This window comes from Paraglaciecola arctica BSs20135, from assembly GCF_000314995.1.
Taxonomy (GTDB): Bacteria; Pseudomonadota; Gammaproteobacteria; order Enterobacterales; family Alteromonadaceae; genus Paraglaciecola; species Paraglaciecola arctica.
Window position 1 is genome coordinate 205,227 of record NZ_BAEO01000055.1, and the last position, 26,518, is coordinate 231,744.

The 26,518-nt window shown below is 39.6% G+C and carries 34 protein-coding genes; 17 read left to right on the plus strand and 17 right to left on the minus strand.

Annotation, left to right across the window (positions count from 1 at the left end; genetic code table 11):
* Positions 1-184 precede the first annotated feature (184 nt).
* Together groL and GARC_RS17990 are read right to left on the minus strand one after the other, a co-directional pair.
* Complete coding sequence (gene groL / locus GARC_RS17985; RefSeq protein WP_007622842.1) at positions 185-1,837, minus strand: chaperonin GroEL; 1,653 nt, start codon at positions 1,835-1,837, stop codon at positions 185-187.
* 38 nt (positions 1,838-1,875) lie between these two features.
* The gene (locus GARC_RS17990) at positions 1,876-2,166 is read right to left on the minus strand and encodes a co-chaperone GroES (RefSeq protein ID WP_007622844.1); all 291 of its coding nucleotides are present in this window, start codon (positions 2,164-2,166) and stop codon (positions 1,876-1,878) included.
* A 368-nt stretch (positions 2,167-2,534) separates the two neighbouring features.
* Between GARC_RS17990 and GARC_RS17995 the strand changes: the two genes are divergently transcribed.
* Positions 2,535-3,371: a MipA/OmpV family protein gene (locus GARC_RS17995; protein ID WP_226989213.1), complete on the plus strand. Its 837-nt coding sequence runs from the start codon at positions 2,535-2,537 to the stop codon at positions 3,369-3,371.
* Between the two features lie 143 nt (positions 3,372-3,514).
* Here GARC_RS17995 and GARC_RS18000 read toward each other — a convergent pair whose 3' ends face one another.
* Positions 3,515-4,312 (minus strand): DUF6174 domain-containing protein, encoded by a 798-nt coding sequence (locus GARC_RS18000; RefSeq protein WP_007622849.1) that lies wholly within the window; start codon positions 4,310-4,312, stop codon positions 3,515-3,517.
* A gap of 274 nt (positions 4,313-4,586) precedes the next feature.
* On the opposite strand from GARC_RS18000, the gene GARC_RS18005 reads away from it, so the two are divergent.
* Positions 4,587-5,186, plus strand: a complete 600-nt coding sequence (locus tag GARC_RS18005; RefSeq protein WP_007622867.1) for an ABC transporter ATP-binding protein — start codon at positions 4,587-4,589, stop codon at positions 5,184-5,186.
* Positions 5,187-5,188: 2 nt separating this feature from the next.
* Positions 5,189-6,313: a DUF6136 family protein gene (locus GARC_RS18010; RefSeq protein ID WP_039989992.1), complete on the plus strand. Its 1,125-nt coding sequence runs from the start codon at positions 5,189-5,191 to the stop codon at positions 6,311-6,313.
* Between the two features lie 27 nt (positions 6,314-6,340).
* Here GARC_RS18010 and GARC_RS18015 read toward each other — a convergent pair whose 3' ends face one another.
* The 3 genes from GARC_RS18015 to GARC_RS18025 form a co-directional block, all read right to left on the minus strand.
* Complete coding sequence (locus GARC_RS18015) at positions 6,341-6,796, minus strand: GNAT family N-acetyltransferase (RefSeq protein WP_007622871.1); 456 nt, start codon at positions 6,794-6,796, stop codon at positions 6,341-6,343.
* Positions 6,797-6,886: 90 nt separating this feature from the next.
* Positions 6,887-7,177 carry a type II toxin-antitoxin system RelE/ParE family toxin gene (locus GARC_RS18020; protein ID WP_007622873.1) on the minus strand — a complete coding sequence of 97 codons (291 nt, stop codon included), beginning with the start codon at positions 7,175-7,177 and terminating at the stop codon, positions 6,887-6,889.
* Entirely contained in the window at positions 7,170-7,433 is a 264-nt protein-coding gene (locus GARC_RS18025; RefSeq protein WP_039990054.1) for a type II toxin-antitoxin system Phd/YefM family antitoxin, read from the minus strand. Before GARC_RS18025 ends, GARC_RS18020 begins: the two co-directional genes overlap by 8 nt.
* Positions 7,434-7,660: 227 nt before the next feature.
* Between GARC_RS18025 and GARC_RS18030 the strand changes: the two genes are divergently transcribed.
* Complete coding sequence (locus GARC_RS18030; protein ID WP_007622875.1) at positions 7,661-7,903, plus strand: type II toxin -antitoxin system TacA 1-like antitoxin; 243 nt, start codon at positions 7,661-7,663, stop codon at positions 7,901-7,903.
* Positions 7,904-8,284: 381 nt separating this feature from the next.
* On the opposite strand, the gene GARC_RS18035 is transcribed toward GARC_RS18030, so the two are convergent.
* Both GARC_RS18035 and GARC_RS18040 read right to left on the minus strand, forming a co-directional pair.
* Complete coding sequence (locus GARC_RS18035; protein WP_007622876.1) at positions 8,285-8,581, minus strand: helix-turn-helix domain-containing protein; 297 nt, start codon at positions 8,579-8,581, stop codon at positions 8,285-8,287.
* The gene (locus GARC_RS18040; protein WP_007622877.1) at positions 8,578-8,910 is read right to left on the minus strand and encodes a type II toxin-antitoxin system RelE/ParE family toxin; all 333 of its coding nucleotides are present in this window, start codon (positions 8,908-8,910) and stop codon (positions 8,578-8,580) included. Before GARC_RS18040 ends, GARC_RS18035 begins: the two co-directional genes overlap by 4 nt.
* Positions 8,911-9,757: 847 nt before the next feature.
* Here GARC_RS18040 and GARC_RS18050 point away from each other — a divergent pair.
* Positions 9,758-10,045 (plus strand): helix-turn-helix domain-containing protein, encoded by a 288-nt coding sequence (locus GARC_RS18050; RefSeq protein WP_007622879.1) that lies wholly within the window; start codon positions 9,758-9,760, stop codon positions 10,043-10,045.
* 543 nt (positions 10,046-10,588) lie between these two features.
* Entirely contained in the window at positions 10,589-11,554 is a 966-nt protein-coding gene (locus GARC_RS18055; protein WP_007622882.1) for a DUF4238 domain-containing protein, read from the plus strand.
* Between the two features lie 153 nt (positions 11,555-11,707).
* Here the strand turns inward: GARC_RS18055 and GARC_RS18060 are convergent, their stop codons facing one another.
* Entirely contained in the window at positions 11,708-12,640 is a 933-nt protein-coding gene (locus GARC_RS18060; protein ID WP_153810960.1) for a hypothetical protein, read from the minus strand.
* A gap of 755 nt (positions 12,641-13,395) precedes the next feature.
* Here GARC_RS18060 and rpsF point away from each other — a divergent pair.
* Genes rpsF through rplI form a run of 3 tightly spaced genes read left to right on the plus strand, consistent with a single transcriptional unit; the run spans position 13,396 to position 14,525 of the window.
* Complete coding sequence (gene rpsF / locus GARC_RS18065; RefSeq protein WP_007622886.1) at positions 13,396-13,830, plus strand: 30S ribosomal protein S6; 435 nt, start codon at positions 13,396-13,398, stop codon at positions 13,828-13,830.
* Positions 13,830-14,057 (plus strand): 30S ribosomal protein S18, encoded by a 228-nt coding sequence (rpsR, locus tag GARC_RS18070; RefSeq protein WP_007622887.1) that lies wholly within the window; start codon positions 13,830-13,832, stop codon positions 14,055-14,057. The genes rpsF and rpsR overlap by 1 nt, the downstream gene beginning before the upstream one ends.
* A gap of 15 nt (positions 14,058-14,072) precedes the next feature.
* The gene (gene rplI / locus GARC_RS18075) at positions 14,073-14,525 is read left to right on the plus strand and encodes a 50S ribosomal protein L9 (protein ID WP_007622888.1); all 453 of its coding nucleotides are present in this window, start codon (positions 14,073-14,075) and stop codon (positions 14,523-14,525) included.
* Between the two features lie 76 nt (positions 14,526-14,601).
* On the opposite strand, the gene GARC_RS18080 is transcribed toward rplI, so the two are convergent.
* Positions 14,602-15,132 carry a DUF5655 domain-containing protein gene (locus GARC_RS18080; protein WP_007622889.1) on the minus strand — a complete coding sequence of 177 codons (531 nt, stop codon included), beginning with the start codon at positions 15,130-15,132 and terminating at the stop codon, positions 14,602-14,604.
* A 27-nt stretch (positions 15,133-15,159) separates the two neighbouring features.
* Positions 15,160-15,789 carry an MOSC domain-containing protein gene (locus GARC_RS18085; RefSeq protein ID WP_007622890.1) on the minus strand — a complete coding sequence of 210 codons (630 nt, stop codon included), beginning with the start codon at positions 15,787-15,789 and terminating at the stop codon, positions 15,160-15,162.
* 98 nt (positions 15,790-15,887) lie between these two features.
* Between GARC_RS18085 and GARC_RS18090 the strand changes: the two genes are divergently transcribed.
* From GARC_RS18090 to GARC_RS18100, 3 genes are read left to right on the plus strand one after another with little or no spacing between them, the layout of a single operon-like run.
* Positions 15,888-16,454: an RNA polymerase sigma factor gene (locus tag GARC_RS18090; RefSeq protein WP_007622892.1), complete on the plus strand. Its 567-nt coding sequence runs from the start codon at positions 15,888-15,890 to the stop codon at positions 16,452-16,454.
* A complete protein-coding gene (locus GARC_RS18095) occupies positions 16,447-16,938 on the plus strand; it encodes a hypothetical protein (RefSeq protein ID WP_007622894.1) in 492 nt (163 codons plus the stop codon). The genes GARC_RS18090 and GARC_RS18095 overlap by 8 nt, the downstream gene beginning before the upstream one ends.
* Positions 16,939-16,980: 42 nt before the next feature.
* Positions 16,981-17,931: a DUF4097 family beta strand repeat-containing protein gene (locus tag GARC_RS18100; RefSeq protein ID WP_007622896.1), complete on the plus strand. Its 951-nt coding sequence runs from the start codon at positions 16,981-16,983 to the stop codon at positions 17,929-17,931.
* A gap of 124 nt (positions 17,932-18,055) precedes the next feature.
* On the opposite strand, the gene ispB is transcribed toward GARC_RS18100, so the two are convergent.
* A complete protein-coding gene (gene ispB, locus GARC_RS18105) occupies positions 18,056-19,027 on the minus strand; it encodes an octaprenyl diphosphate synthase (RefSeq protein ID WP_039990055.1) in 972 nt (323 codons plus the stop codon).
* A gap of 253 nt (positions 19,028-19,280) precedes the next feature.
* Between ispB and rplU the strand changes: the two genes are divergently transcribed.
* From rplU to folA, 4 genes are all read left to right on the plus strand, one after another.
* Complete coding sequence (gene rplU, locus GARC_RS18110) at positions 19,281-19,592, plus strand: 50S ribosomal protein L21 (protein WP_007622900.1); 312 nt, start codon at positions 19,281-19,283, stop codon at positions 19,590-19,592.
* A 15-nt stretch (positions 19,593-19,607) separates the two neighbouring features.
* Complete coding sequence (rpmA, locus tag GARC_RS18115; protein WP_007622901.1) at positions 19,608-19,862, plus strand: 50S ribosomal protein L27; 255 nt, start codon at positions 19,608-19,610, stop codon at positions 19,860-19,862.
* A 144-nt stretch (positions 19,863-20,006) separates the two neighbouring features.
* Positions 20,007-21,161 (plus strand): Obg family GTPase CgtA, encoded by a 1,155-nt coding sequence (gene cgtA / locus GARC_RS18120; protein ID WP_007622904.1) that lies wholly within the window; start codon positions 20,007-20,009, stop codon positions 21,159-21,161.
* A gap of 117 nt (positions 21,162-21,278) precedes the next feature.
* On the plus strand, positions 21,279-21,785 hold the full coding sequence (gene folA / locus GARC_RS18125) for a type 3 dihydrofolate reductase (RefSeq protein WP_007622906.1): 507 nt from the start codon (positions 21,279-21,281) through the stop codon (positions 21,783-21,785).
* On the opposite strand, the gene GARC_RS18130 is transcribed toward folA, so the two are convergent.
* Positions 21,760-22,206 carry a hypothetical protein gene (locus GARC_RS18130; RefSeq protein ID WP_039990057.1) on the minus strand — a complete coding sequence of 149 codons (447 nt, stop codon included), beginning with the start codon at positions 22,204-22,206 and terminating at the stop codon, positions 21,760-21,762. The genes folA and GARC_RS18130 overlap by 26 nt on opposite strands.
* Positions 22,207-22,423: 217 nt before the next feature.
* Here GARC_RS18130 and tpx point away from each other — a divergent pair, with 217 nt between their 5' ends.
* Entirely contained in the window at positions 22,424-22,918 is a 495-nt protein-coding gene (tpx, locus tag GARC_RS18135) for a thiol peroxidase (RefSeq protein WP_007622910.1), read from the plus strand.
* Between the two features lie 96 nt (positions 22,919-23,014).
* Here tpx and rpoS read toward each other — a convergent pair whose 3' ends face one another.
* The 4 genes from rpoS to GARC_RS18155 all read right to left on the minus strand — a co-directional run bounded on the left by rpoS (position 23,015) and on the right by GARC_RS18155 (position 26,511).
* Positions 23,015-23,998: an RNA polymerase sigma factor RpoS gene (gene rpoS / locus GARC_RS18140; RefSeq protein WP_007622912.1), complete on the minus strand. Its 984-nt coding sequence runs from the start codon at positions 23,996-23,998 to the stop codon at positions 23,015-23,017.
* Between the two features lie 82 nt (positions 23,999-24,080).
* Positions 24,081-24,932, minus strand: coding sequence for a peptidoglycan DD-metalloendopeptidase family protein (locus GARC_RS18145; protein WP_007622914.1), 852 nt, complete (start codon positions 24,930-24,932; stop codon positions 24,081-24,083).
* The gene (locus tag GARC_RS18150) at positions 24,932-25,876 is read right to left on the minus strand and encodes a DUF368 domain-containing protein (protein ID WP_039989995.1); all 945 of its coding nucleotides are present in this window, start codon (positions 25,874-25,876) and stop codon (positions 24,932-24,934) included. Before GARC_RS18150 ends, GARC_RS18145 begins: the two co-directional genes overlap by 1 nt.
* The gene (locus tag GARC_RS18155) at positions 25,873-26,511 is read right to left on the minus strand and encodes a protein-L-isoaspartate(D-aspartate) O-methyltransferase (protein WP_007622919.1); all 639 of its coding nucleotides are present in this window, start codon (positions 26,509-26,511) and stop codon (positions 25,873-25,875) included. Before GARC_RS18155 ends, GARC_RS18150 begins: the two co-directional genes overlap by 4 nt.
* Positions 26,512-26,518: the final 7 nt, after the last annotated feature.

Genomic DNA, 26,518 nt, shown 5'->3' on the forward strand with positions numbered 1-26,518 from the left:
ATTTCGGAATCTAGGCTATTGAATTCTGGCGAGACTAAGCTAGTTAACCGCAGTGATGAATCTTAAAAAAAAAAGCATATAAGATTTTGACTTACTTTAATCCATTAAAAAAGCCCGCAGACCATAAAATCTGCGGGCTTTTCTGTTTTCAGCTTATGAGGCTAAGCTACATAGTCAAATTCGACTACATCATGCCGCCCATTCCACCCATACCGCCGCCCATGCCGCCCATATCAGGCATGCCGCCAGCTGCGTCGTCTGCAGGTGCGTCAGCAATCATCGCTTCAGTGGTGATCATCAAACTTGCTATTGATGCTGCGAACTGAAGTGCAGAACGAACCACTTTAGTTGGGTCAAGAATACCCATTTCTATCATGTCGCCGTATGTGTCGTTAGCTGCGTTGTAGCCGAAGTTACCTTCACCGTTTTTCACAGCGTTAGTCACAACAGATGCTTCTGCGCCAGCGTTAGCTGCGATTTGACGTAGTGGAGCTTCCATTGCACGTAGTGCTAATTTGATACCGTGTGTTTGGTCTTCGTTGTCGCCTTTAAGTTCAACAATCTTAGACGCTGCACGAACCAGAGCAACACCGCCGCCAGGTACAACACCTTCTTCTACCGCTGCGCGAGTTGCATGAAGTGCATCTTCAACTCGGTCTTTTTTCTCTTTCATTTCAACTTCGGTTGCTGCACCAACTTTGATTACCGCAACACCGCCAGCTAATTTAGCTAGACGTTCTTGAAGTTTTTCTTTGTCGTAGTCAGAAGATGACTCTTCGATTTGTGCACGAATTTGCGCAACACGACCTTTAATTGCGTCTTCTTCACCAGCACCATCTACGATAGTAGTGTTGTCTTTATTGATAACAACACGTTTGGCTGTACCTAGGTCTTCTAGGGTAACTTTTTCAAGTTCTAAGCCGATTTCTTCAGAAATCACTGTACCGCCAGTAAGGGTAGCGATGTCTTGAAGCATAGCTTTACGACGGTCACCAAAACCAGGTGCTTTAACTGCTGCAACTTTAACGATACCACGCATGTTGTTAACAACTAGGGTAGCAAGTGCTTCGCCTTCAACATCTTCAGCGATGATTAATAAAGGCTTAGACGCTTTTGCAACCGCTTCTAATGTAGGTAGCAACTCACGAATGTTAGTGATTTTTTTATCAACTAAAAGCATGTACGGGCTATCTAGCTCTACAGTGCCGTTTTCTTGGTTGTTCATAAAGTACGGAGACAAATAACCACGGTCGAATTGCATACCTTCTACAACGTCTAATTCGTTTTGTAGAGATTGACCTTCTTCAACAGTGATAACGCCTTCTTTGCCTACTTTGTCCATTGCTTCAGCGATAAGGTCGCCTACTTCTGAATCAGAGTTTGCAGAGATAGTACCTACTTGCGCGATAGCTTTATTATCAGCACAAGGAACAGATAAAGCTTTTAGTTCTTTAACGGCGACAATTATTGCTTTGTCGATACCGCGTTTAAGATCCATTGGGTTCATGCCCGCAGCAACGGCTTTTAAGCCTTCAGTTACAATAGCTTGAGCCAAAACTGTTGCAGTAGTAGTACCGTCACCGGCTTCGTCATTTGCTTTTGACGCTACTTCTTTAACCATCTGTGCGCCCATGTTTTCGAATTTGTCTGCTAATTCGATTTCTTTGGCTACAGATACACCATCTTTAGTGATAGTAGGTGCACCGAATGATTTATCTAAAACTACGTGACGGCCTTTAGGACCAAGGGTCACTTTTACTGCGTTAGCTAGGACGTTAACACCCGCCAACATTTTTGAGCGAGCGTCGTCAGAAAAACGAACTTCTTTAGCTGCCATGATAATTATTCCTCTAAAATTCTGTTAATAGGTTGGGTTTATTCGACTACTGCTAAGATGTCACTTTCACTAAGGATAAGTACTTCTTCGCCGTCTAACTTTTCAGTTTTAACCCCATAACCATCGTTGAATATTACGATGTCACCAATTTTCACGTCGACTGCTTTCACGTCGCCGTTGTCTAATACACGGCCATTACCTACAGCGATTACTTCGCCGCGAGTCGATTTTTCTGCTGCAGAGCCTGTTAATACAATGCCACCTGCAGATTTACTTTCTTGTTCGTGACGCTTAACGATAACGCGATCGTTTAAAGGACGAATTGCCATTTTCAAATCTCCTGAAAATTCCAATGTTAATGATGCTATGTGCCTTTTTCATAAAGGCGGTGATTAAGCAGAAGACGCATCGTCTGCTTAGAATTCTTTTCTAATAGAACTTTGTTCTGCGTCAATAGATGGGGCTAGCAGGAGTGAACACAAGTCTTTTTTTACAAAAAAGTGAAATAAATACGATGTTTTCCAGCATAAATTTAACATAGGATAAGGGAATTACATTTTATAAAACTTTAGACACGAGATCTTTTGCTGGTGTCGCAGAGTACATATTCGAACTGCAGTAATAATTGTTCAATAAAGGATCTGTTTTGGTAGCAATAAATAGTCGGTTTTATCCCGTAAAATTTTTGGCAATAATATTGATAGTTGCCTCGAGTGCTAACATTAAGGCACAAGAGGAAATTTCCTTAGAAGATGATTTGCGACCCGTGTGGGAAGCTGGCATATTTGCTGCCGCTTTTAATTCGCCAGAATACCCCGCTGCCGATCAAAGTCAGACCAACGTTATTCCCAGCCCATACTTTATTTACCGCGGTAAAACGCTACGTATTGGTGAAGGCTCAATTGCTAGAGCTGTGGCAATTGACAAAAGTTGGTATGAGTTGGACTTATCTTTGTCTGGTTCCTTTGGTGCGAACTCTGACGATAATATCGCGCGAGAAGGTATGCCTGATTTAGATTTTATTTTTGAGTTAGGTCCACAATTAAAAATGCGTTTAGCAAAAATTGAATTTGCCGAGCATGGTAAAGGTGAATTGTTTTTAAACCTGCAAACTCGCTCGGTGTTTTCAACTGACTTTTCTGGAATGGATCATAGGGGATATGTTTTTCAACCAGAGTTTAAGTATTTACAGCGCGGTTGGTTAAGTGAAAAAACAGCCTTATCTATCAGTTTATCGCCAACTTGGGCGACCGAAAAATTGCATGACTATTTCTATCAAGTGGATCAAGATTTTGTCACTGAACAACGCCAATTGTTTGATGCAAAAGGTGGATATTTTGGAACGCGTTTGTTGCTGAGTGTGTCCTTTAATGCTACTCAAGACATTAGAGTGTTTCTCGGCAGCAGCGCATCTATGCATGGAGGGGCTGCAAATGAAAATAGTCCTTTGTTTTTGGAACAAAACACCTTCTCATTTAGTGCAGGTATGGTCTGGCGATTGTGGGAGAGTGACGAAAGGGTGGCTGGGCGCTAGCTGTGGCGATAATTTATTTAATGGCATTGGTATAAACCAGCGGCGCAGCCAACTAAGTGTTTAGAGGCTTTGCCAATAATTTACCAGAGTGTCATTTTCATCCGTTTTTTATCCGTTATTGATCTCTTATTTACACTGCTATTTTACAGTATTACAAAATCACTAATAGTGTAATTGGCGGCGTCACATTCTTCACGTCCAGCATTGATGTAATATTGTTCAGGTATTCCCGTATTACTAAATTTAGGTAACTTATTTTGTTCATTGACGTTTAAGCCTGCTTCGATGGGAGTGAGTTGTAACTGTAGTTTAAGTTCGCTATACAGTTCGTCAATTGTCATGTACTGACTGATGTTGCTTAGAAAGGTGTCGTTGTTTATGTCGTACACTGTATTGATCGCATCATTGTTGACGGTAATGGTAACTATTGGCGTAGGGACAAAGGTTGGGCAGTCGCTATAACTCATATTAAACTGAAACTGATAATTTGCTGTTTTGTTCGCTTGCCAAATGCTGTGTTGCTCATCTAATTGGTTTATTAAAGCGTATTTTTTTGAGTCTGAAATGACCTTATACTCACATTTCGCATCAAACTGTGCATCTGGAAGAGTAGATAATCGTGAAAACCCTAGAGATTCTGCGGTACCTAAATCTTTATCGTGTATGGTGAATATATTTATAGAGCCTGTCTGGGAGCCGCATGATTCTGTGTAAGACATGCCATCATCACCTTTTTGTGAGCAGTGTAATTCGATATCTTCATCGATAAGCAACTTGCCGTGAGTTTTAACCGAGACAGCCCCAGTATCCTCGCAACTAATGGCTTGGTCGTCTTGATATACACGAACATGCTGTTCGCCTTCAAAATCAAATATATTTTCGTTACAGGCTGTTAAACTCAAACAAAGTAGTCCAATAGTTATTCTTGAATTCTTAGGCATTACATTTCCTTTTTTAGTATAAATTTACGATCCAGATTGTAATCACCCAAGACAAGTCTTTCTGCTGATAATTGATACTGAATGTAAGGAAATGCAATTCACTTCAATAACTTATTTTTAAGCGTTCTAATGCTTCACTCGTAAATCTGTAACTAGGCATAGGCAATGATTTATATGTGACTACTTTATTTAATGTGTCGCAAATTTTTGTTATACCTGTGTTTTTGTAAGTTGCGGTTAGCAATGTTGTATTTTCATTTATAGGGTAGAAGGTTTGTTAGAGTTTAAGGAAGTAAGTCAGTCTTACCAAAATCGCTGTCTTTTTAGTGAATTTTCTTTGGTGATCGATGAGCCAAGAGTGTTGATTAGTGGCCCTAACGGCAGTGGAAAAACAACCTTATTATTAATGGCCGCAGGATTAGTTCAACCTGATAGTGGAGAGGTCAGTTTTAACCAGCAATCGGTGCTTGGTGCCGATAGCAAAAAAAGTATTGGTATCAGTGCCAGTAAGGTGAGTTTACCTGGTTTTTTTACTGTTCAAGAGTTGTTAGATTTTCACTCAAGACAATTCAATTGCGAGGTCAGCGAAAAATGGCTGGGACAATTTTCGTTGCAAGATTACCTCAATACTAAAGTCACAGACTTATCATTAGGCAATTATAAAAAATTAAGTTTAATGACAGCTATTATTCACCAACCGGATTTATTACTGCTTGATGAGCCAGCTAATGGCTTAGATGAAAAAGCGCGTCTGGCACTTAATTTATTGCTTAGTGAATATCCAGGGCAAGTGGTGATAGCCAGTCATGAAGCTTTAGCTGCAGACCATAATCAGGTTCGACATATTCAATTACAACGTAATACGAGTACTTAATTGTGAATTATTGGCAATTTCGACTGCGTGTGTATCGTGAATATTTAAAGCAATGGTTAGACAGTATTAAACAGATGAGTCTAGCTATTGTGGCTTTATTTCCCTTGGCTCTATCTGCGTTGGTTCTTTTTCCCTTTTTAGCGTGGGGCGTTCTGGCTGAGTCTGCCACCAATAATGAGGTATGGATATATACCTTATGGGGCTATTTGTTGTTTGTTTATAGTTGGATGATATTACAAAGGGATGGGATCCTCGGCGTGGAACATCAACTGTATATAAATAGCTTGCCTGTCAGTCGTTCCACCAAAGACTGGTGTGAATTAGGCTTGAGTCTCTACGGGGCGAATCTATTTATTTTAGGCCCACTTGTTATATTTCTTGTGTTGTTCAAACATGGGGCAGAGCAAGTATTACACTTACCTTTTAGCTATGTTATTGAAAAACTAGCCCCAGCCGCGGGCTTACTCACCTTGTGTACTTATTACTGCATAGCTGCAGTAAAAGTAAGAAGACTTCCTTTCTTAAGTTTATTAATACTGCCGCTATTGATTACACCTTGGGCACAAGAGTTAAGCAAAATTCAATGTTTAGTACTGTGGTGCCTAGCTATTTTGACAGAGCGCATTATCCCTATGCCAATGTTTGGGATAGGCACGTGGCTTAAAGGCAGTTACCGTTTATTCTTTCAAGGGGATATGGCATATCCTAGGGCAGAAGGATTAAGGTTAGTTGCCTTGCTTTTAATGCTGATCATGTTGCGCGCCATGTTTAATGGTGTGCCTATTGACGTTAAATCTAATGTGGCCAGTTTTTTAAGTTTTACAAGTGCGTTACTTATGGCCAGTAGCTTATTCGATACACAAGCCTTATGCCGTCAGTATCAATATTATTTAACGAGTTTGCCGGTATCAAAATTTAGGCTGCAAATTATATCCATTAGTTATGTGATGATGAAAGCTTTGTTAGGGCTAAGCTTAATTGCTTATTTAGACATATTTGAAGCACAACACTGGGCCTTATGGAGCCTTTTTTACGTGACCAGCTTATTGGGGATTTTGTACCTTCCAAAATGGTTTTTTAGTTTGCCTATTATTGCCGCTGTGCTGGTGTTTGTGATTGGAAGTTAGAAATTAATGGCGGCATTATGTTCGCGATTAGATGGCAAGCTCAATCGACATGGCTAATTTTTTAATACCATGAGCTGGAGTCCATCTTTTAAATTCAACAAAGCCATGTTTTTTGTATAAATTGATTGCAGGGATATTCACAACCGCGGTTTCCACCATCGCTTTTGAAAAAACTATATTATTTAAAACATAGCTTATTAATTTGTTTGCAATACCCTTTCGAAAATAGCTTGGGTCGACAGTTAAACTATTAATTTCTAAGAGTTGATCTTCTATCGCAATCTCTATCACTGCAGCGAGACATTCATTTTCTCTAAAGCCATAAAACTGTGTTGTTGAGTTTTGTATATCTTTAGTACTTCGTAACAACGGAGGGAAATTATCCGTACCAATAAGTTGCGCTTCAATTTTATAAGAATTTTGAAAAACAGTAAAAATCTGTTCAGCAATGTTTTCATTTGAGTTATTAAGTTTAGTTATCATGTACGCCTCGCCTTTACCGACTAAGAGTTTTGGATGGCTTTGCCAAAATTAATATGTGTGTCCCGATAGTGTTTGCTTGTAATCTTTTTCTTAAAATTGTTGGCTGATATCCATATTTTTGTGAAGGACGCGAACAATGATGATGCCTTTTAAGGTTTCTGTGTAAAACAGGATATGACTGGCATAGGGGAAACTATATAATTCCCTCGCTAATTCAGGCCTATTTTTGCCAATACTCGGTTGGTCTGCTAAACGATTTGATACTAGTTTTAATCCGTCTACATAAGTGCGGGCTTGAGGTTTTCCCCACTCAGCCACAGTGTATTTAACAATTTCAGTAAGATCGTTTAAAGCTTCAGGAGTAAAAGTGAAATTAGGCATTGTCTATAGTGTTTAGTAGTTGATTTATCGCTTCTTCGCCATCAATAACTCGCCCTGCTTTTAAGCTATTTAAACCTTTTTCTATCTCCATTTTTAAAGCTTGCTGTTTTATAGCTTGCAGGTCTTGAAACTCTTTGGCAGACATCACTACCGCAACAGGTTTGTCGTGACGAGTGATCCATACAGGTGCTTGTTGCACTTTTAGCACAACATCACTGAATGACTTTTTAGCATCAGTGGAATTGATTGAATCCATAGGTTGCTCTTCTCTGATTAAAGTGAGTGTTTTGTACATAATAGTCATTATATACAAAATGTACCAATTTTATGTAGAGGGTCATTATATGGAAATGCTGGGGTAGGTGGTTAGGAGAGAGTTTTAGTCGAATATTTTTCGACATTTACAACATTTGTACAAAAATGACAGTTTGTTGCTATTAACATATATGATGAAGTACGTGGTTTTTTATACAGGAGAATGTTATGCGTTTATCTATCGACATTACCCCAGAACAACTTCAACATTTAAAAGCAGCGGCCGCACTACAAGGCCAATCCATCAAAAATTATGTGTTAGAGCGTGCCTTACCGAAGGGCAATGAACAAGAAGCACTGAAAAAATTAGAAACATTTCTAGGGCCGCGTGTGGACAAAGCCATAGCTGGTAAAATTTCGACTAGCTCCGTTGACTCTATATTTGAAGAAGAATTAGCGAAAGCCAAGTAACCATCATGTGCCAATACAAGATTACGGAAGATGCAGAGCAAGACTTACGTGAGATCGCACGTTATACCCTCAGTAAATTTGGGATCAAATAATTAGAAATATACCGACAAGCGCTAAACATCACCTTTAATGCTATTGGTAAAATCGAGGTTGTTCAGCATCAATTTTCAAAGAACCGACCGGATATATTAGTCACTAAATGCCAACATCATTATGTTTTCTATATCGTTATTGGCGTGATTCATGAAGTGAGAGACATAGTGGTTTTACTTGCTTCTCGATTGACTGGCGAAGGTGAACGGTAGCTTGTTGCCAATAATTAACATGCGTGTCCTGCTAATTTTTTAAAATGGATGAATAACAGTTAATCAAAGTAATTAATTATAAGCCTTCCAAAGCTTCACGAACGACATTGGGACGTTTAGATATAACTGTTAGGTAGGCCTTTGCAGCACCTTCAGGATTACGTTTTCCTGCTTCCCATTTTTTTAGGCTGTGTACCGACAAACCATAAGCTTCTGCAAAATCAACTTGCGATAGTCCTGTTTGTGCACGAATTGACTTAACATCAATTATTGTATTGATAATTTTATTGGCTCGTCCTTTTTTAGGATCTCCGCGCAAAAATTCTAAGGCTTCGTTCGCCCCTGATAAGATATCATTTCCAGCTTTTGTCATGGTTGCATCTCCTTCTTAATCGATTGCACAATTTTGTAAAGCGCATTTTTATCTGCATCACTGATATTTGTACGTTCATTTTTCCCAAAAACGGTAAATAGAAGAATAGGATTATTCTTAGTGTAGTAATAATAAATAACGCGAAATGAACCACTTTTACCTTGCCCTTCTCGTGCTATCCGAATCTTTCGAACCCTACCAGTTTGAGCGATAATCACACCACTTTCTGGTGCCGCAGCAATAGCATCAATCAACTCTGCCCGTTCTTTTGATGTTATGAGCTTTTCGGCTTTGCGGATAAACTGTAATGTTTCAATAACCGTTATCATTTCCAGGTGGTACCCATTGGGCGCTTTGTGTGCAATGAAAAGTTTTCTATTGGCATTGCTGACTAAGAGTTTTGAATGGCTTCGCCATCAAAGCATGCGCTAGCGCTTACTGACATCCTTGTCAGTTTTTGACTCGAATCCCTTCGAGCCAGTTACTCTTTTTATGAAATACTTCCTTGTATTTCACCCAGCGGGCCGCACTGAAGTGCGTTCTAAATTTATCCATTAAATTTTTGGTCAACAGCAAAAAAAGAGTAACCAGAAAAACGCCGCTCGAGGGCAATGCTCTTCATCCGGTTATTTTGCGAATTCAGCAGGTCGCGATGATCCGCTCCAGGAGGTACATCACTTAATTGGCTATCCCTGCCAATTACCCCACTGAATTCACAAAATAACCGGCGAGCCTTGAGTCGAGGGTAAATCAAAAGCATCGGCGTTGCCTACTAAGAGTTTTGAATGGCTTCGCCAATAATTAACATGTGTGTCCTGATAGCGTACCTACCAATCGACGCATTTGAATTAATACGGCATTGCCGTATACTTGTTGTATGATTTTTATAGAAACTAGTATATTCACAAAAATCTTACCCAATTACCCTACTGATGATGATTACCGAGGGTTGCAACCGTATCTTTTACAAAAACCTGATGCTGGTGATATTGTCCGTGGCTCTGGTGGAGTAAGGAAAGTTCGCTGAGCTGTTTCGAGGAAAAAGTGGTGGGATACGCGCAATCTATTATTGGAAGAAATCAGAACATGAAATTTGGATGCTAACGATGTATGGCAAATCTGAAAGGGCGACAATTTCTGGTAATGTCTTAAAACAAATAGTGGAGGCAATTGATCATGAATAATCGTGATATTGGATTAGAAATTATTGAAGGGTTAGATGAGATTAAACAATTCAAAAGTGGCAATGCCCAACTAAAAACAACTAAATTGTCTGAACCATCTAAACCTAAAATAATCAGAGCAAAATTAAAATTATCGCAGTCAGCATTTGCTGGTTTGCTTGGTGTAAGCATGCGGACATTACAGGACTGGGAGCAAGGGCGTAGAAGCCCTCAAGGCCCAGCATTAGCGCTGCTTCGTATTGCAGAACAGCATCCAGAAGTTTTTGCTGATTTACACTAAAACATGTAATAAATCCGTCAAGAACTTGCTGTGCCTTACGCATATGGAAAAGTTAACGTAAGTGTCTTGATAGCGTTCAGACTAAGAGTTTTAAATGGCTTTGCCATCAAAGCATGCGCTGGCGCTTACTGGCCTCCTTGCCAGTTTTTGACTCGAATCCCTTCGAGCCAGTCACTCTTTTTCAACAGCAAAAAAGAGTAACCAGAAAATGCCGCTCGCTACCAAAGTTCTTAACCGCACAAAAAGACTTATTTTAGGGTCGCTACAAATGTGTCCATCCAACTTTCGCTCAAATGGCATCCTTGCCATTTGCCCCTAAAATAAGCCTTTTTGTGCTGAAACTTTAAATGCGGGAGCCACCTAAGAAAAAAGCATCGGCCTTGCCGACTAAGAATTTTGGATGGCTTCGCCATTAAAGAACTATCAAAGATGTCTTCGTAAATACCAACAAGCATAATTTATCGGGTGAAAATATTTGTGTGCTTCATCAGGTTGTAACACACTCGCGAAGAGCACAGACATTAACTTAAGGGTATGTATTTGATGCAAACAAAGAAACAACATTATGTTCCACGCTTTATATTGAAAAATTTCTCCTTTGGAAAAGGGAAGAAAATCCATGTATTTGACAAGCTAAATAATCGCACTTTTGTATCATCTATAATTGATGCTGGCTCTGAAAATTATTTTTATGTTGACCCTGTTGAATATGAAACAAACACAGAGGATAAACTTTGCGAACTTGAAACGCAGACCGCGCCAATCATAAGTAAAATAGTTCAGGAACAATCTATAAATAATGTTTCTGACTTCGAGCTCGGTATTTTATCTCTCTTTATTTCTGTTCAGAAACTCAGGACAAACAACCAAAAAGAACTGATCTTTCAGATGAACCAATCTATCTCCAATTGGTGTAGGAAAAATGGACGAGATCCAAACACCGATATTGAAAACTTCCAGGAGATTACGAAAGATGAAGCAAGCGTTCTTGCTACAGGGAATTTGCGTTCCTTGGCAGGAGACTTTGCGCCAATTCTTCTTGAAAAAGTTTGGATTTTAAACAAAGCACCTAAAGGACAATCCTTTTTAACATCTGACCACCCAATTGCTTTGCACAACCATCGCCCTAGACCGGGTAGAGGGAATTTAGGGATCAAATTAGAGGGTATTGAAATACAATTCCCAATATCATCTAAATTATCTCTGACTTTGTTTTGTCCCATCTTGTTTAAAGAAATGGTGAAAAAAGTAAATCAACATAAAGCAACTTGTTTGTTAATGAACAAGAAGCCTTTAGACACATCAGAAATTGAACTTTTGATTAGTGAGGTAAAAGACAGGAAAACAAGACAAATGACTCCTGAAAACGTTGAATTTAATAACTCTTTGCAAGTACAGCAATCTAGTCGTTTTGTATATTCTCCAACAAAGAACTTTACGATTGTTGAAGAAATGATAACTGAGTTTCCCGACTTACAAAGTCCACCAACAATCGAGAAAAATTTCTAGTGTTAATGTGACATCACAGTCATTTTAAGAGCACGTCATGAAATACCTAAAAAGTTAGTTTTAGGTAAATTAGCTTTAATAGAGTACCGCAGCAGCGATTGTAGACAGAGAAAGACTTTTCCCAATTAATGTAAGAAAGTAGCAACAGAAGGTTCAAGATTTAAATAAATCAAAAGAAGACCATCCCATACGATGCCATGCCTCTTTTGAAAACTTGTTATTGTAACCAGATAGTGAGCAAATTAATTTTTCATTTAAACGGCCTAAACATCTTCCAAACCTTCTATTGCTTCGTCCCATTCCTAAAATCGTATCAGCCCACATGGCCTCATGAAACAACTCGTTGCGAGCTTTACAAATTTCTTCAACTAGGTTTTTTTCATAGGCGATACCGTAGTAATCACACAAAAACAAGATGCGCTTTGCATGCCCTATACGTCTAGGGGGGGGGGGATGTAGATGACTATAAACATTAAAAATCGCATCCAATATCATGTATTGCAAAGAAAAGCTCTCCCATTCAGATTTTATACTGCATGCTTTCGTATGAAGGTAGATAATATTAATTACCTTTGTCTGTAAGCTTGGATCGAGAGTTGTCCACCAGCTATATAAATGCTCTATAAAATGAATAGCAGTGTCATTTCTAATTAATAGGCTATTATTTTTCTTGATTGGGACTCGCCCCACGAACCTCCATTCTTTGAATTGTAACGTAGTCCCGAAAAGAAACCCTAAGGCATGGATTATTAAGGCTTCATCCGAAACCTTGGGATCGTTTAAAGAAACTGGCTTATTTACTACGACAAAGTGTGATGGTGGTAAATGAAAAACCGTTGCGGGCTTTTCAGAATTGGAGACTTTTTTTCGAGTTTTTTCATTGTCTGGATCAAACTCATATGTTGCTACTAACGGAGGGTAGAAATATCCATCAATATTTGTACGAGTATTTACCCATTCTGAAGTTTCTTTGAAATCAGGTTTAACTGATATAATAACACCATCAAAAGAACCTTCAAATTCATTCGGTAAAAACCCAAATTCATGCTTTGTAGTTGGGATTAACATTTGGAATAAGAAAAACACTATAAAAACTATTTAATGCAATCATGTTTTCATAAATTCCCTTCGTATTAAAGAATCTTTTTACCCGCAGAAATTCAATTATTTGTATTAATGGAATAGTTGCAAATAACTGGGGAAAGATATCACTTTATGTAATTTAATTCCGGAGCAACAAACATCAGCAATAAACAGGACCAGCAATAAACAGGACAGCCTTGATAACTCTTCTAAAATAGGTTGCCTTAGATTCTAATCGGCGAAGCCGATAATCTTGTCTTTTGATTTCCCCTCGACTGTATGTTCGCCAATTATCTGTTCACTTTTGTGGGGCAATCGCCATGGAAGGCGATTGAGTAATGCCTCGTCGGGAACGAATCATTACGACCTACAAAAGTGAACAGATATTTGGATGAAGAACATATTTGGAGAGCGGCTTCTTTTTGGTTACTTTTTCTTAGCTGTAGAAGAAAAAGTAACTGGCTCGAAGGGATTCGAGTCAAAAACCGCATGGAGGCGGGTAAGCGCAGCGCATAGTCTTTGTGCACAAAGTGCATGCTTTTACCCCCCCAACACAGTATAAAACGCCGAACAATTCCCCCCATCCCCCCTAAATCCCTGAAAAACAGTCTATTTACGGCTGAAAGCCAAATAAATCTTGTACAAAAAGTCCAGTTTATATACAATCCGCGCCGCTTAAAACAGTCACTAATTTTAGTTCCTTGTCTCTATATAGTCTGACTGTGCTATCGAGGCTACAACCGTGAGGAGCAACATACATGCGTCATTATGAAATCGTATTTATGGTTCACCCTGACCAGAGTGAACAAGTTCCAGGTATGATCGAGCGTTATACTGGAATTCTTACCCAAGATGGCGGCACTATTCACCGCTTGGAAGATTGGGGCCGTCGTCAATTGGCTTACCCAATCGATAAACTTCATAAAGCACACTATGTTTTAGTAAACGCTGAAGCTACTGCTGAAGCTGTTGAAGAGCTAGAAACTGCTTTCCGTTTTAATGATGTTGTTCTGCGTAACCTTGTTATGCGTACCAAAGGTGCTGTTACTGAACAGTCTCCAATGGCTAAAGAAGAACGTCGTGAAAAGCGTGATGAAAAACCTTTTGAAAAACCTGCTGCCGCCGCTGTTGAAGAAACCGCTGCTGAAGCTCCTGTAGCTGCTGAAGCTCCTGTAGAAGAAGGGGATAAATAATGGCTCGTTTTTTTAGACGTCGTAAGTTCTGTCGTTTTTCTGCCGCTGATGCACCTGCGATAGATTTTAAAGATATCGCTATGTTGAAAAACTACATCACTGAAAGTGGTAAAATTGTACCTAGCCGTATTACTGGAACTAGCGCGAAATATCAGCGTCAGTTGTCAACTGCAATTAAGCGTGCGCGCTTCTTAGCGTTGCTTCCATATACTGATTCTCACAAGTAATCATAGGTAGCAAAGATGGATATCATACTATTAGACAAGATCGCTAACCTAGGCGGCTTGGGTGACAAAGTCACTGTAAAATCAGGTTACGCGCGTAACTTCTTGTTTCCGCAAGGTAAAGCAGTTCCCGCGACTAAAGTAAATGTAGAAAAATTTGAAGCTCGTCGTGCTGAGTTGGAAGCAAAAATTGCTGAACAACATGCTGCAGCACAGGCTCGTGCAGATAAAATCACTGCTTTGGGTGAAGTGACTATTGCTTCTCCTGCTGGTGATGAAGGTAAATTGTTTGGTTCTGTCGGTACACGCGACATTGCTGCTGCAATTACTGCTGCTGGTGTTGAAGTGACTAAATCTGAAGTTAAATTACCTGTTGGTACTTTACGTGAAACTGGCGAATTCGAAATCGATTTGCAAATTCACTCAGACGTTACTGCTAGTATCAAATTGATTATCATTCAAGAAGCTTAATCGCTACTTGTTTTGAGAATATAAAAACACCGCTAATTTAGCGGTGTTTTTTTATGTCTATTAATTGCTATCACTGTTATTTAGCCTGTTCGTAAGCTTCTTTAATCCACGCTAACAACTCATCATCAATTTGCTCTATATCGGTCAGCTGCACTCTATGGGTACACATAGTACCAAAGGGGCCCGATGTCTCTAGTCTCTCACCATGGGGTTTGTCATTAAACTTCAGGCCTAAATCGATGCGCTTTTTAGTCGATGGTTGAATAAGTGCAAATTGTCGCTTTACTCGCATGCTAACTGCCGATTTCTTAGGTGCAACTTCGATATCTGTTCCAAGCTTGGTGATGGCAGCATGTAATTTGTCGAAGATAGGTGTGAGGGTTTCTTTGCCTTTATATTGGTTGCCAATTAAATCAACTGGATTTGCTGAGCCTGCATCAGCTTCGCGAAATTTCAAGGTTATAAAATTGGCGAAACCGTGAGTGATACCATGCCCTTTTTTGAGAAAAATCATGTATTCGCCATGTTTGCTAAACGATTGTTTGGACAATAAAATTTTCCAATCATCCAGTGTTTTACCGGTTTTCTCTTTTAAATTTTGTTCCATAACTTGTCTCTCTTCTTAGGCTTTAAGCTAAATGGTATTTTTTTGTAGCCGATTTTGCCATTCAGGATCAAGTCCAATGGCGGTAGTGGCCAGTTCAATTGACTGCTCATCAGCATTTGCATAAATAACTTTAAGCATAGTATCTATAGTGAGATGGGCATTTGGTCTTTGTTGCAACAGGAATTCATCTTTTATAGTAATCTCTCCTGGCTGCAAAACTCGGTAATACCAACCGTTTAGCCTATGCAGGCTGATAAATTGGTTCAAATCGGGTTGTTTGAACTTGGCATCAATTTTCCAGCAGGGGATACGGGGCGAGCTAACTTGTAATATCGCGGTACCTAAGTTGTAGATATCACCAATACACACATTGTGTTCGTTCATAGCTGTGGCAGAGAGGTTTTCGCCTATCGCTCCAGGCTTGGCTTGTTTATGCAGCAGTGGGTAACGTTTGATGATCTTTTCGTAGCTGCTCAATGCATATTGATGTAACGCTTTCTCCACGCCACCATGGAAACGTTTATCGGCTTGAATATCGCCTACAATGCCTAATTCATCCACAGTCACTTTGTCTACTGATTGTTTATAGATACCAGTTGGGCTGCGTTTTTCACCAATGTGGGATAGTTTTCCCGTATATAAACCAATGATTTTCATAACTTTTCTCACTAATTTTAATTATTATTTTTGTGCTTTAAACCTTTGTGATCTAATCTGCGACTAATCTTTTAACACAATAAGAGTAAGACGTTAGTTTGATTACACAAGGAAATGTCGTTGCTGCCCAGTATAAGTTTGCCTCAAAAAGTGAGTGGGACTTAATAAAAGCTGTGCAGGGCGGAGATAAACAAGCTTATAACCAATTGTATCAACAATACATAGGGCAAGTGTATGGGCTGTGTATTCGACTGACAGGTGAAAAAATGTTGGCTGAAGATGCTGCACAAGAGGTGTTTATTCAGTTGTGGCGAAAAATAGGTAATTTTAAAGGTGACAGTAAGTTTTCAACTTGGCTGCACACAGTGACCTCTAACATCACTATTTCTTACATACGTAAACAAAAAGGTTGGCTGCAAAAGATGTTTAATATCGAGGACTCTGTTGCCATGAATGCCGAGGCAGAAGAGTCGAGCAGTAGCGTTGATATTGAAAGTTATGTTGCAAGATTGCCTGAAAGAGCACGGATTGTGTTTGTGCTTCATGCAATTGAAGGTTATCGACACGAAGAAATTGCCACTATGACTGATATGGCAGTGGGCTCGAGTAAAGCACAATTTCACCGCGCCAAACATTTGCTGAAGGAGTGGATGGGTTATGAATAAAACTAATTTTGAACAGGCGTTAGTGGATAAGCTAGCGGACTTAGATAAAGATAAACAGCCGGATAGAGATTTATGGCCGGGCATAGAGTTGGCATTGTCGAGTGAGACTTCAGAGCAATCACGGACGCTGGTGGGAAAGAAAATGTACTTGGTTGCAGCTACGGTTGCCATGTTTGGATTGCTTGGCTGGTTATCAATTAATCAACAGGCTGTTTCGTTAACAGGTGATGCTTTGGTGGCGTCATTAAGCGAACAACATCTAAAGCAAAAAAATGCTTTATTGGTTCGTTTTCAAGATCAACCTGCATTGACCGAAAATTGGCAGAGTCAACTAACCGAATTAGATGACGCCGCAGTCGCGATAAAAACGGCATTAGAAAATGAGCCAAATAATATGGCGCTATTAAAGATGCTACAAAGTGTATATCAACAACAAATTAATTTAATTGAGCGCGTGCATTCACCGAAGTGGTCTCAAATTTAGGCGGTCACAAATTTAAAGTGCTGAATTTTTAGGAGTATTAGAATGAAAAAGTTATTAATTTTTGCAGGGTTTTTATGTCTGAGTTGCACAGCTTTAGCTGCAGAGAAGATCAACCGTTCATTGGACGTATCGAAAACCCCCTATGTGCAAATTGAGCATGTAAATGGCTCTGCTAAGGTGATTGCCTGGGATAAATCTGAAGTAAAAGTAACAGGCATTTTAGGCGACAGAACTGAAAAATTTATCTTTGAAAAAGACGATAATGAAGTGCTTATTAAAGTCAAAATAAAGAATAACAATGGTTGGAATAATTGGGGCTCAGATAATGGCGACGAGTTAGAAATATATATACCTCGTCAAAGTAAAGTGTATTACAGCGCAGTCAATGCTGACGTTGAACTTGAACAAGTGCGTGGTGGCGCAAGAGTTGAAACAGTTAACGGCGCTATTGATGTTAAAGAGTTGGCTGGGCGTATCCGTCTAGAGTCGGTAAATGGTCGAATTTCTGCTGATAGTTTAGAGGGCGATGTAAAAATAAGCACAGTAAACGGCACTATTGACTCCCGCAGTTCAAAAGGCAAAGAAGACTCCTACGAGTCGGTGAACGGCGATATTGAAGTCACCAGCGAAAGTGGCGATATCAATGTGGAGACAGTTAATGGCGATATTGAATTGAAGCTTGGTAAGGTCAATCAGTTGAATATGGAAACCGTAAACGGCTCGATAGAGGCGAAACTTGAGCTTGAGAAAAATGGAGAAATTGAAGCTTCATCAGTTGGTGGTTCGATATATCTTTATCTACAAAGTGATGTTTCAGCAAGGTTTGATATTGAAGGTCATGCTGGTGGAAAAATTACCAATGATTTGTCTGATGATAAAGTACAAAAAGCTAAGTATGGTCCGAATCGCTGGTTAAAATTTTCTCTAAACGGTGGCAGCGCCAAGGTGAATGTATCTACAGTGAGTGGACGGGTGAAATTGGATAAGAAATAACATTGGAATAAAAAAGTTCGATTTTGGTTTAGCCTTAGTAGCTTAGCCAATCTCGAACATCATTGTTTTAGTTTTGTATTGTTGTAGCAACCCAGTTTTTAATAAGCTCCCGAATTTTAATACCTTAAGCAGCACGCTCAACGGCAATACGGGCTAATCCTATTAGTGCCGTTTTATAGTCTGAATTAGGCACAATATCTAATGCTTTAATTGCTTTTTCAGACGCATCAAGTGCAAGTTTTTTGGTATAGGTTAATGCACCAGTCTGATCCATTGCTGACATGATCTCGGCGAAGTGTTGTAGACCATTGCCTGTTTCAATGGCTTCTTTTATAAGGGCTTGTTGTTGTTCAGTGCCATTCCACATTGCATAAAGCAGCGGCAGAGTTGGTTTGCCTTCGGCTAAATCATCACCGACATTTTTGCCCATTTCTTCTGGATCTGCAGCATAATCAAGGATGTCATCTACTAACTGGAATGCTGTACCTAAGTATTTTCCATAATCTTGCATGGCAAATTCAATTTCTTCATTCTGCTCGGTTAATACAGCTGCAAGTAAAGTAGCTGCTTCAAATAAACGAGCCGTTTTACTGTAAATCACCTGCATATAACTTTCTTCGCTAGTTTCAGGGTCGTTACAGTTCATGAGTTGCAGAACTTCACCTTCTGCTATTACGTTGGTGGCATTAGATAAAATTTCCATCACCCGCATACGTTTTAAACTCACCATCATTTGAAATGAGCGTGTGTAGAGAAAGTCACCTACCAATACGCTGGCTTGATTACCAAACACAGCATTCGCAGTTTCTTTACCACGGCGCATGGTAGATTCGTCGACAACGTCATCGTGAAGTAGGGTGGCAGTGTGAATAAACTCGATGATGGCAGCCAAGGTATGATGCTGATCTGTTTGAGTATTCAGCGCTCTTGCAGCAAGCACAGTTAAAAGGGGTCTTAAACGTTTGCCACCACTATTGACTATATAAAAGCCTAGTTGGTTAATTAACGATACCTCTGAATCGACTTGCTTTTGAATAAGCGCATTTACCGCCAGCATATCTTTATGTGCGAGTTGATTAATCGTTTCTAATTTCATACTACCGTTTTTACCCATTTTAAAATGAAATTCATTTGTGAACCGTGGCTCAGGAGGTGGATTTTACAGAAATTTAACGGGGTATCCAGTGTCACTTTGGCTTGCTAGCACGAAAAATATTGGGTTGGGGTAAAGCGTTTGATATTTAACCAAATTAATTCAGAAATGAGCTTGCTTGGTTTTATCTGTTCACGTACAATTCGCCGCCTGTTTTTGAATATAAGTGTCAAGAGACACAGTGCGGAGTTTTATTATGTACGCGGTTTTCCAAAGTGGTGGCAAACAACACCGTGTGGCTGAAGGTCAAACCCTTCGCCTAGAAAAAATCGAAGTGGCTCCAGGTGAGTCAATTGAATTCGATGACGTCTTAATGGTAAGTAATGGTGATGATATTAAAATTGGTACCCCTTATGTTAGTGGTAGCAAAGTTACAGCTGAAGTTGTAACGCATGGACGTGGCGAGAAAGTAAAAATCGTTAAGTTCCGTCGTCGTAAACATTCACGTACCCAAATGGGTCATCGTCAGTGGTTCACGGAAGTGAAAATCACTGGTATTAGCGCTTAATAGGAGTATACACAAATGGCACATAAAAAAGCTGGTGGTAGTACTAACAACGGCCGTGATTCAGAAAGTAAACGCCTAGGTGTTAAGCGTTACGGTGGTGAGTCAGTTTTAGCCGGAAACATCATAGTTCGTCAACGTGGTACTAAATTCCACGCTGGTAACAATATGGGTATCGGTAAAGACCATACTTTATTTGCTTTATCTGATGGTAAAGTACAATTTGAAGTTAAAGGTCCTAAAAATCGTAAATTTGTGAGCATAGTTGCTTAATAAGCAATAGCCCATAGAGTTTTTAAAGGCCCCGCTTTATGCGGGGCTTTTTGTTTAAGTCTTAAAAATAGTCTGCGCTGCAATTTCTAGTACGAACAGACTATACTCGATTCAATTGAGTCATATTCAAGGTGTTATTAAGTAATGAAATTTGTAGATGAAGCTGATATCCGTGTTGATGCAGGTAATGGCGGTAATGGTGTTGTCGGTTTTCGCCGCGAAAAATACGTGCCTGATGGTGGTCCAGACGGCGGTGATGGCGGTGATGGCGGTAGTATCTATTTGGTTGCAGACGAAAACTTAAATACTTTGATCGATTACCGTTTTGAACGTTTTCATCGTGCTGAGCATGGCAAAAAAGGCCAAAGTGCTAATTGTACTGGTAGAGGCGGAGTTGATTTAGAAATTAAAGTCCCCGTTGGTACTCGGGCAACCGACAGTGAAACGGGTGAAGTCCTAGGCGACTTGACCAAACATCTGCAGCGTATGAAAGTGGCGCAGGGCGGTTATCATGGCCTAGGTAATGCTCGTTTTAAAACCAGTACTAATCGTGCTCCTCGACAAAAAACCGACGGTACACCGGGTGAGGTAAGACACCTAAGATTAGAACTAATGTTACTTGCCGATGTGGGTTTGCTTGGTATGCCTAACGCGGGTAAATCTACCTTTATTCGTAGTGTTTCTGCTGCCAAACCTAAAGTGGCTGATTATCCTTTTACAACATTAGTACCAAACTTGGGTGTTGTGCGTCTGGATTCTATGCGTAGTTTTGTTATCGCTGATATTCCCGGTTTGATTGAAGGTGCTGCTGAAGGCGCTGGCCTTGGGATCCAGTTTTTAAAACATCTAGAACGTTGCCGTGTGTTATTGCATTTGGTTGACTTGATGCCAGCCGATGGTTCAGACCCTGTTGAAAATGCTAAAGCTATTGTTGCCGAACTTGAAAAGTACAGTCCGAAACTGGCAGGTAAGCCACGTTGGTTAGTCTTCAATAAAGTCGATTTGATGCTTGAAGAAGAAGTCAACGAGTTGTGTAAGCAGATTGCTGATGGCCTTGAATGGCAAGGAGAGTATTTTCAAATCTCGGCATACCAGAAAGTTGGCACACATGAGTTATGTATGAAAGCTATGGACTTTATTGAGACACTTCCAGAAGAAGTTGAACCTGAAATCAAAGACGAAGAGTCGGGGTTCAAATGGGATACTTATCACAAAGATACCATTGAAGATGCTTATGATGACGACGACTTCGATGATGATGATGACTCTGGCGTAGAAGTGGTTTACACCAAGAGATAGTCAATTCTTGAATAAATAAACATGAAGCCAGAAACGTATTTCTGGCTTCGTCTAATTCTTATATACTTCACTCACTACTTTTCTAAAAATACTCACTTCTATATGATGCAAATTTCAATGATAGCCGCGATGGCCAATAACCGAGTTATAGGTGCAGATAATGCTATGCCATGGCATTTGCCAGCAGATCTAAAGCATTTTAAAAAAATCACTTTAGGTAAACCCATTATCATGGGGCGTAAAACTTATGCTTCTATAGGTAAAGCCTTGCCTGGTAGGTTAAATATAGTTGTTAGTTCTGATGTTAATTATAAATTGGCTGATGCAACTGTAGTACATAGTTGTGAAGAGGCAATTGAGGTTGCTGCGGAACATTGCACAAAGGAAAAATTCGAAAATCCAGAAGTGATGATAATAGGTGGGGGCACCATTTATCAGCATTTCTTAAGATTTTGCCATCGACTTTATTTGACTCAAATTGAATTAGAAGTCGATGGTGATACCTATTTTCCTGATTATGCTGCAATCTATGATTGGCAAGAAATCGCTAGTGAAGCTCATCAGGCAGAGCCATTAAATCCTTATGCTTACCGTTTTATTACTCTTGTAAAACAGGCTGTTTAGGTTTCGACAGCAGGGTGTAGGTATACACATAACCATAAATAGCAGTCATTAAAATACTAGGTGCAACGGTCAACCATAAGTTAGGTGTATGATTAATCCAGTTAACACTGATGGCAATGCTGGATTGAATGGCAATTGGTAACAAGGGTGCCAACAAGCTACCAGGGATGGCATTGTTACTAAGGTATTTGGCAGAATTATCTAAGGCATTTTTAAAGGTTTTGAAAATAGCAATGTTTTGCGAAGTCTTGGAATGCACTGTACAGATAATAGGCACTACAAATATTAATGATAAATAACTTTCACCAAATTTAGACACTGACTTTTCTAAAATGAAAGTAAACAATATAGTAATAGTCGCACTTAGTGTTCCCTGCACAAAAGCAGACCTTAGTACTAATGCCTGATCTTCTGTCGCCATGCTGTTGGCCCAATAGGACCAAACAAAATAAAAAATAAAGGAGATAACAGCAGAAAGAATTAGTCTTACTGTAGAGTTCATAGGTGTAATCTTCTGAATAATAAAACTGATAGTTAATAATACTCAGTAGAATACTATGAAGCGAATGTTATCTGATTATATGAATGCTTTTTTTGAGCTACAATAAGCTCTTAATAAACATCTAAGGAATACAAAAATGGCTACAGTAACATTGCAAGGTAACGCGTTTAATACAGTTGGTGATTTACCAAAAGTAGGGTCTAAAGCGCCTAACTTTACTTTAGTAGAAACTGACTTATCAGAAACTACTTTGGCAGATTACGCAGGTTCAAAACTGATCTTGAATATTTTCCCTTCTGTTGATACCGGAGTATGTGCCACTTCAATCCGCACTTTTAATCAAAAAGCTAGCGATTTGGGTGATACTAAAGTGTTGTGTGTTTCTGCAGATTTACCTTTTGCTGCAGCAAGATTTTGTGGTGCAGAAGGCATTAAAAATGTAGCAACTGGCTCTAGTTTTAGAGGCAGTTTTGGTGCTGACTATGGTGTGAGTTTTAGTGATGGTCCTTTGGCTGGATTGTTGTCTCGTAGCATTGTCGTGATAGATGAAAAAGGTACAGTTATCTACACTGAACAGGTAGCTGAGACTACTGAAGAGCCAGATTATGCTGCGGCCACAGCTGCACTGTAAAACATTCTAATAAGTTAATTTAGTCACTAAAAAAAGCCTCATTTGAGGCTTTTTGATATTTTGAACTTGTATATAATTTAAGTAACCCAAATTAGGTTAAGTCAGTTTGTTAAATAAAGCCTCCAAGTCTAAACCTTTGTGACCTAACATATCTCTGAGTCGACGTAAGGCTTCAACTTGTATTTGACGTACTCTTTCTCGAGTCAGCCCAATTTCTATACCTACATTTTCTAAGGTTGAAGGTTCATAACCTAATAGCCCAAAGCGCCTTGCTAATACTTCACGTTGCTTAGGATTAAGATCTTCTAGCCATTTGATAATATTGAGTTTGATGTCTGAATCTTGTAGATTTTCTTCAGGACCGTGACCTCTGTCATCCGCTATGACGTCCAGTAAAACCTTGTCGTTTTCACCACCTATAGGCGTGTCAACGGAGGTAATTCTTTCGTTTAGTCGCAGCATCTTGGTAACGTCATGAACGGGCTTATCCAGTGACTCAGCAATTTCTTCAGCTGTAGGTTCATGGTCAAGTTTCTGTGCCAGTTCTCTGGCTGCGCGTAGGTAAACATTTAATTCTTTGACTACATGAATAGGTAATCGAATGGTGCGGGTTTGGTTCATGATTGCCCGCTCTATGGTTTGCCTGATCCACCAAGTAGCATAGGTTGAAAATCTAAAACCTCGTTCAGGATCAAATTTCTCGACAGCGCGAATAAGGCCTAAATTTCCCTCTTCGATCAAATCAAGTAATGCTAAACCGCGATTATTGTAACGTCTGGCAATTTTGACTACGAGACGAAGATTACTCACGATCATACGTTTACGTGATGCTTCATCACCTTTTAAGGCTCTTCGTGAAAAATATACTTCTTCTTCGGCGGATAATAGAGGGGAAAATCCAATTTCGCCTAAATACAATTGGGTGGCATCGAGGTTTTTTGGCTTATCTTCTTTATTGGCTAAAATATCTTCTAACTGTTCTTCGGCTTTTTTTTCGGCCTTGGCAAGTTCTCGCTCTACGGCATTTTCAATATCGCTGAAAGCATCAACTTCCACTACAACTGTTTTTACTTGACTCATAATCATGACTCCTTAACGGTAGTGTTTCTCCAACTTCTCCTAATCTATTCTTTTTATTATTTATTGTTATTAGCAATTAGTCTTATCTCTTGGGTAGAAAACGCAAAGGATTAATGGATTTTCCTTTGTACCTTACTTCAAAATGAAGCTGAACCTTATCGGTTCCACTCCTACCCATAGTGGCAATTTTTTGGCCTGCCGTTACCCACTGCTGTTCTTTGACTAACATATTGTCATTATGTGCATAGGCCGTTAAATAAGCGTCGGAATGCTTGATAATGACTAATTTTCCAAACCCACGTAATGCATCGCCCGTGTATACTACTTTCCCATCGGCGGCTGCCAAAATTGGCATCCCAAGTTTCCCTGAAAAATCTAAGCCTTTGTTGCCTTGTTCTTTGGCCGAAAAACCACGTGAAACCGTTTCAGATGTAGGCCAATGCCAACTTTTAACTCGATCAGGAAATTGACCGGTAGCAGATCCAATTGGATCCTTGTTTACATTTTGTTCACTTTCACCATACGCCTGCTTTTTAGAAGGGTCAACAGCTTGATTTACAATTACTTTTGAAGTCTGACCAGTACTATTGTTAGACTTAAGTTGTATTGACTTTGGCAATTCGACTAGAGTCAAAAGTTGTCCAGGTCTTATCTGATAAGGGGGGGCGATGTTATTTATTCTTGCTAAGTCTCTATAATCGTTACCTGAATACCAAGCAATAGAATATAGGGTCTCGCCAGCTTTGACTTGATATGTCTTTGCTGAATAGGCTTGTTGTTCATAATCTCTAAAAGTTTTACCTTGATAAAGCTCTGAGACTGGGGCAGGTTGACTGCGGTTTGAGCAACTTATATTTATTACACAGCAAAATAAAACTCCAATATATATTGAAGTGTTTTTAGCGCAGGCTGTTTTGGGTCTAGATTTATCCATTAATGAGCAGTTGGTTTGTGGCCTATGTTTTCTAGCGCAATAACCATTACCATGCCTAATATCATCAATATTATGGCGTACCACATATAGGCTGGTTGCGAATAAAGTGTTTCAAAGGTGTGTGGCAATACATTATTTTGTACTAGAGGTATTTCTTTTCCATGGCGATCAATCACTGACTCAATAGTCTGTTTCCAAGGCCAAACCTTGTTTAAGGATCCCAACATAAATCCGCCTAACAAGGCTAAAGTCATAGTTTTGTAATGCTTAAACATCCAACTTAGTACATGTGAAAAACTCAATAAGCCTGCCACACATCCGCCTGCAAATAAACATAAGGTCAATAATTGCAATTCTTTCACCGCAGTTAACATAGGCGCATACATACCCAGTAGTAACAATATAAAGCTGCCAGATATGCCTGGTAAGATCATGGCACAGATAGCAATCATGCCTGATAGAAATACGATTAAAGGAGATGTTTCGATAGTAGTAGGGCTTATGGTCGTAATAAAAAACGCAGTCCCAGTGCCGACTAAAAACGTAGCAATAACGCCTACTTCCCATTTGTCGATATGTCGAACTAAAGACCAAACGGCAGCTAATATCAATCCAAAAAAGAATGACCATAACAAAATTGGATGGTTATCCAGAAGGTATAAGACTACTCGTGACAGGGTTAAAATACTCATGATAATACCACTGAACAATGCCAGAAGAAATCCACCGTTGATATGTTGCCAAGTGGGCTTTACTCCCTTTTGAAACAACATTTTCACAGCACTAACGCCGCATTGTTTAAGTGAAAATATGAGTTCTTCATATATGCCAGTCATAAAGGCAATGGTGCCCCCAGAGACACCAGGTACAGCATCTGCTGCGCCCATTAAAATACCTCTAGCGGCGACGCCTGCATAACCGGACTTTGTCCTTACTGTTTTCAAATAATATCTCCGGCAACCAAAGGCACAAATCTGACCGCTTCGATAATTTTTGATTCAAATTCACCATCACGTTTGGTAATGCAATGTAACTGCTGATTCTCTTCCCCAACGGGGATAATTAAACGGCCACCATCATTTAGTTGCTGTAATAACTCTTCAGGCATTGATCTAGCGGCGGCCGTGACTATGATTGCATCGTATGGGCCTTTGCTGCTCCAACCTAACCAGCCATCACCATGTTTCATTTTAACGTTATGCAAGTCCAACTGATTCATGCGCCGTTTGGCTTGAAATTGCAGAGTTTTTATTCTCTCGACTGAATAAACACTTTTGAATAATTGCGCCAGTACTGCTGTTTGATAACCTGAGCCTGTGCCGATTTCCAATACACTTTGAGCTTGGTTGTCAGACTCTAATAATAATTCAGTCATACGAGCAACTATGTAGGGCTGGGATATGGTTTGACCCTGACCAATAGGTAAAGCCGTATTTTGATAAGCTTTGTGTTTTAGGGCATCAGGCAAAAAAAGCTCTCTAGGCGTTTTAGCTATGGCGGTCAGCACTTGGGTATTGCTGATGCCTTCTTTATGTAAAAGTTGAGCAAGGCTTTCACCTTTGCGTAATGTTGATCTCATTGCTTGC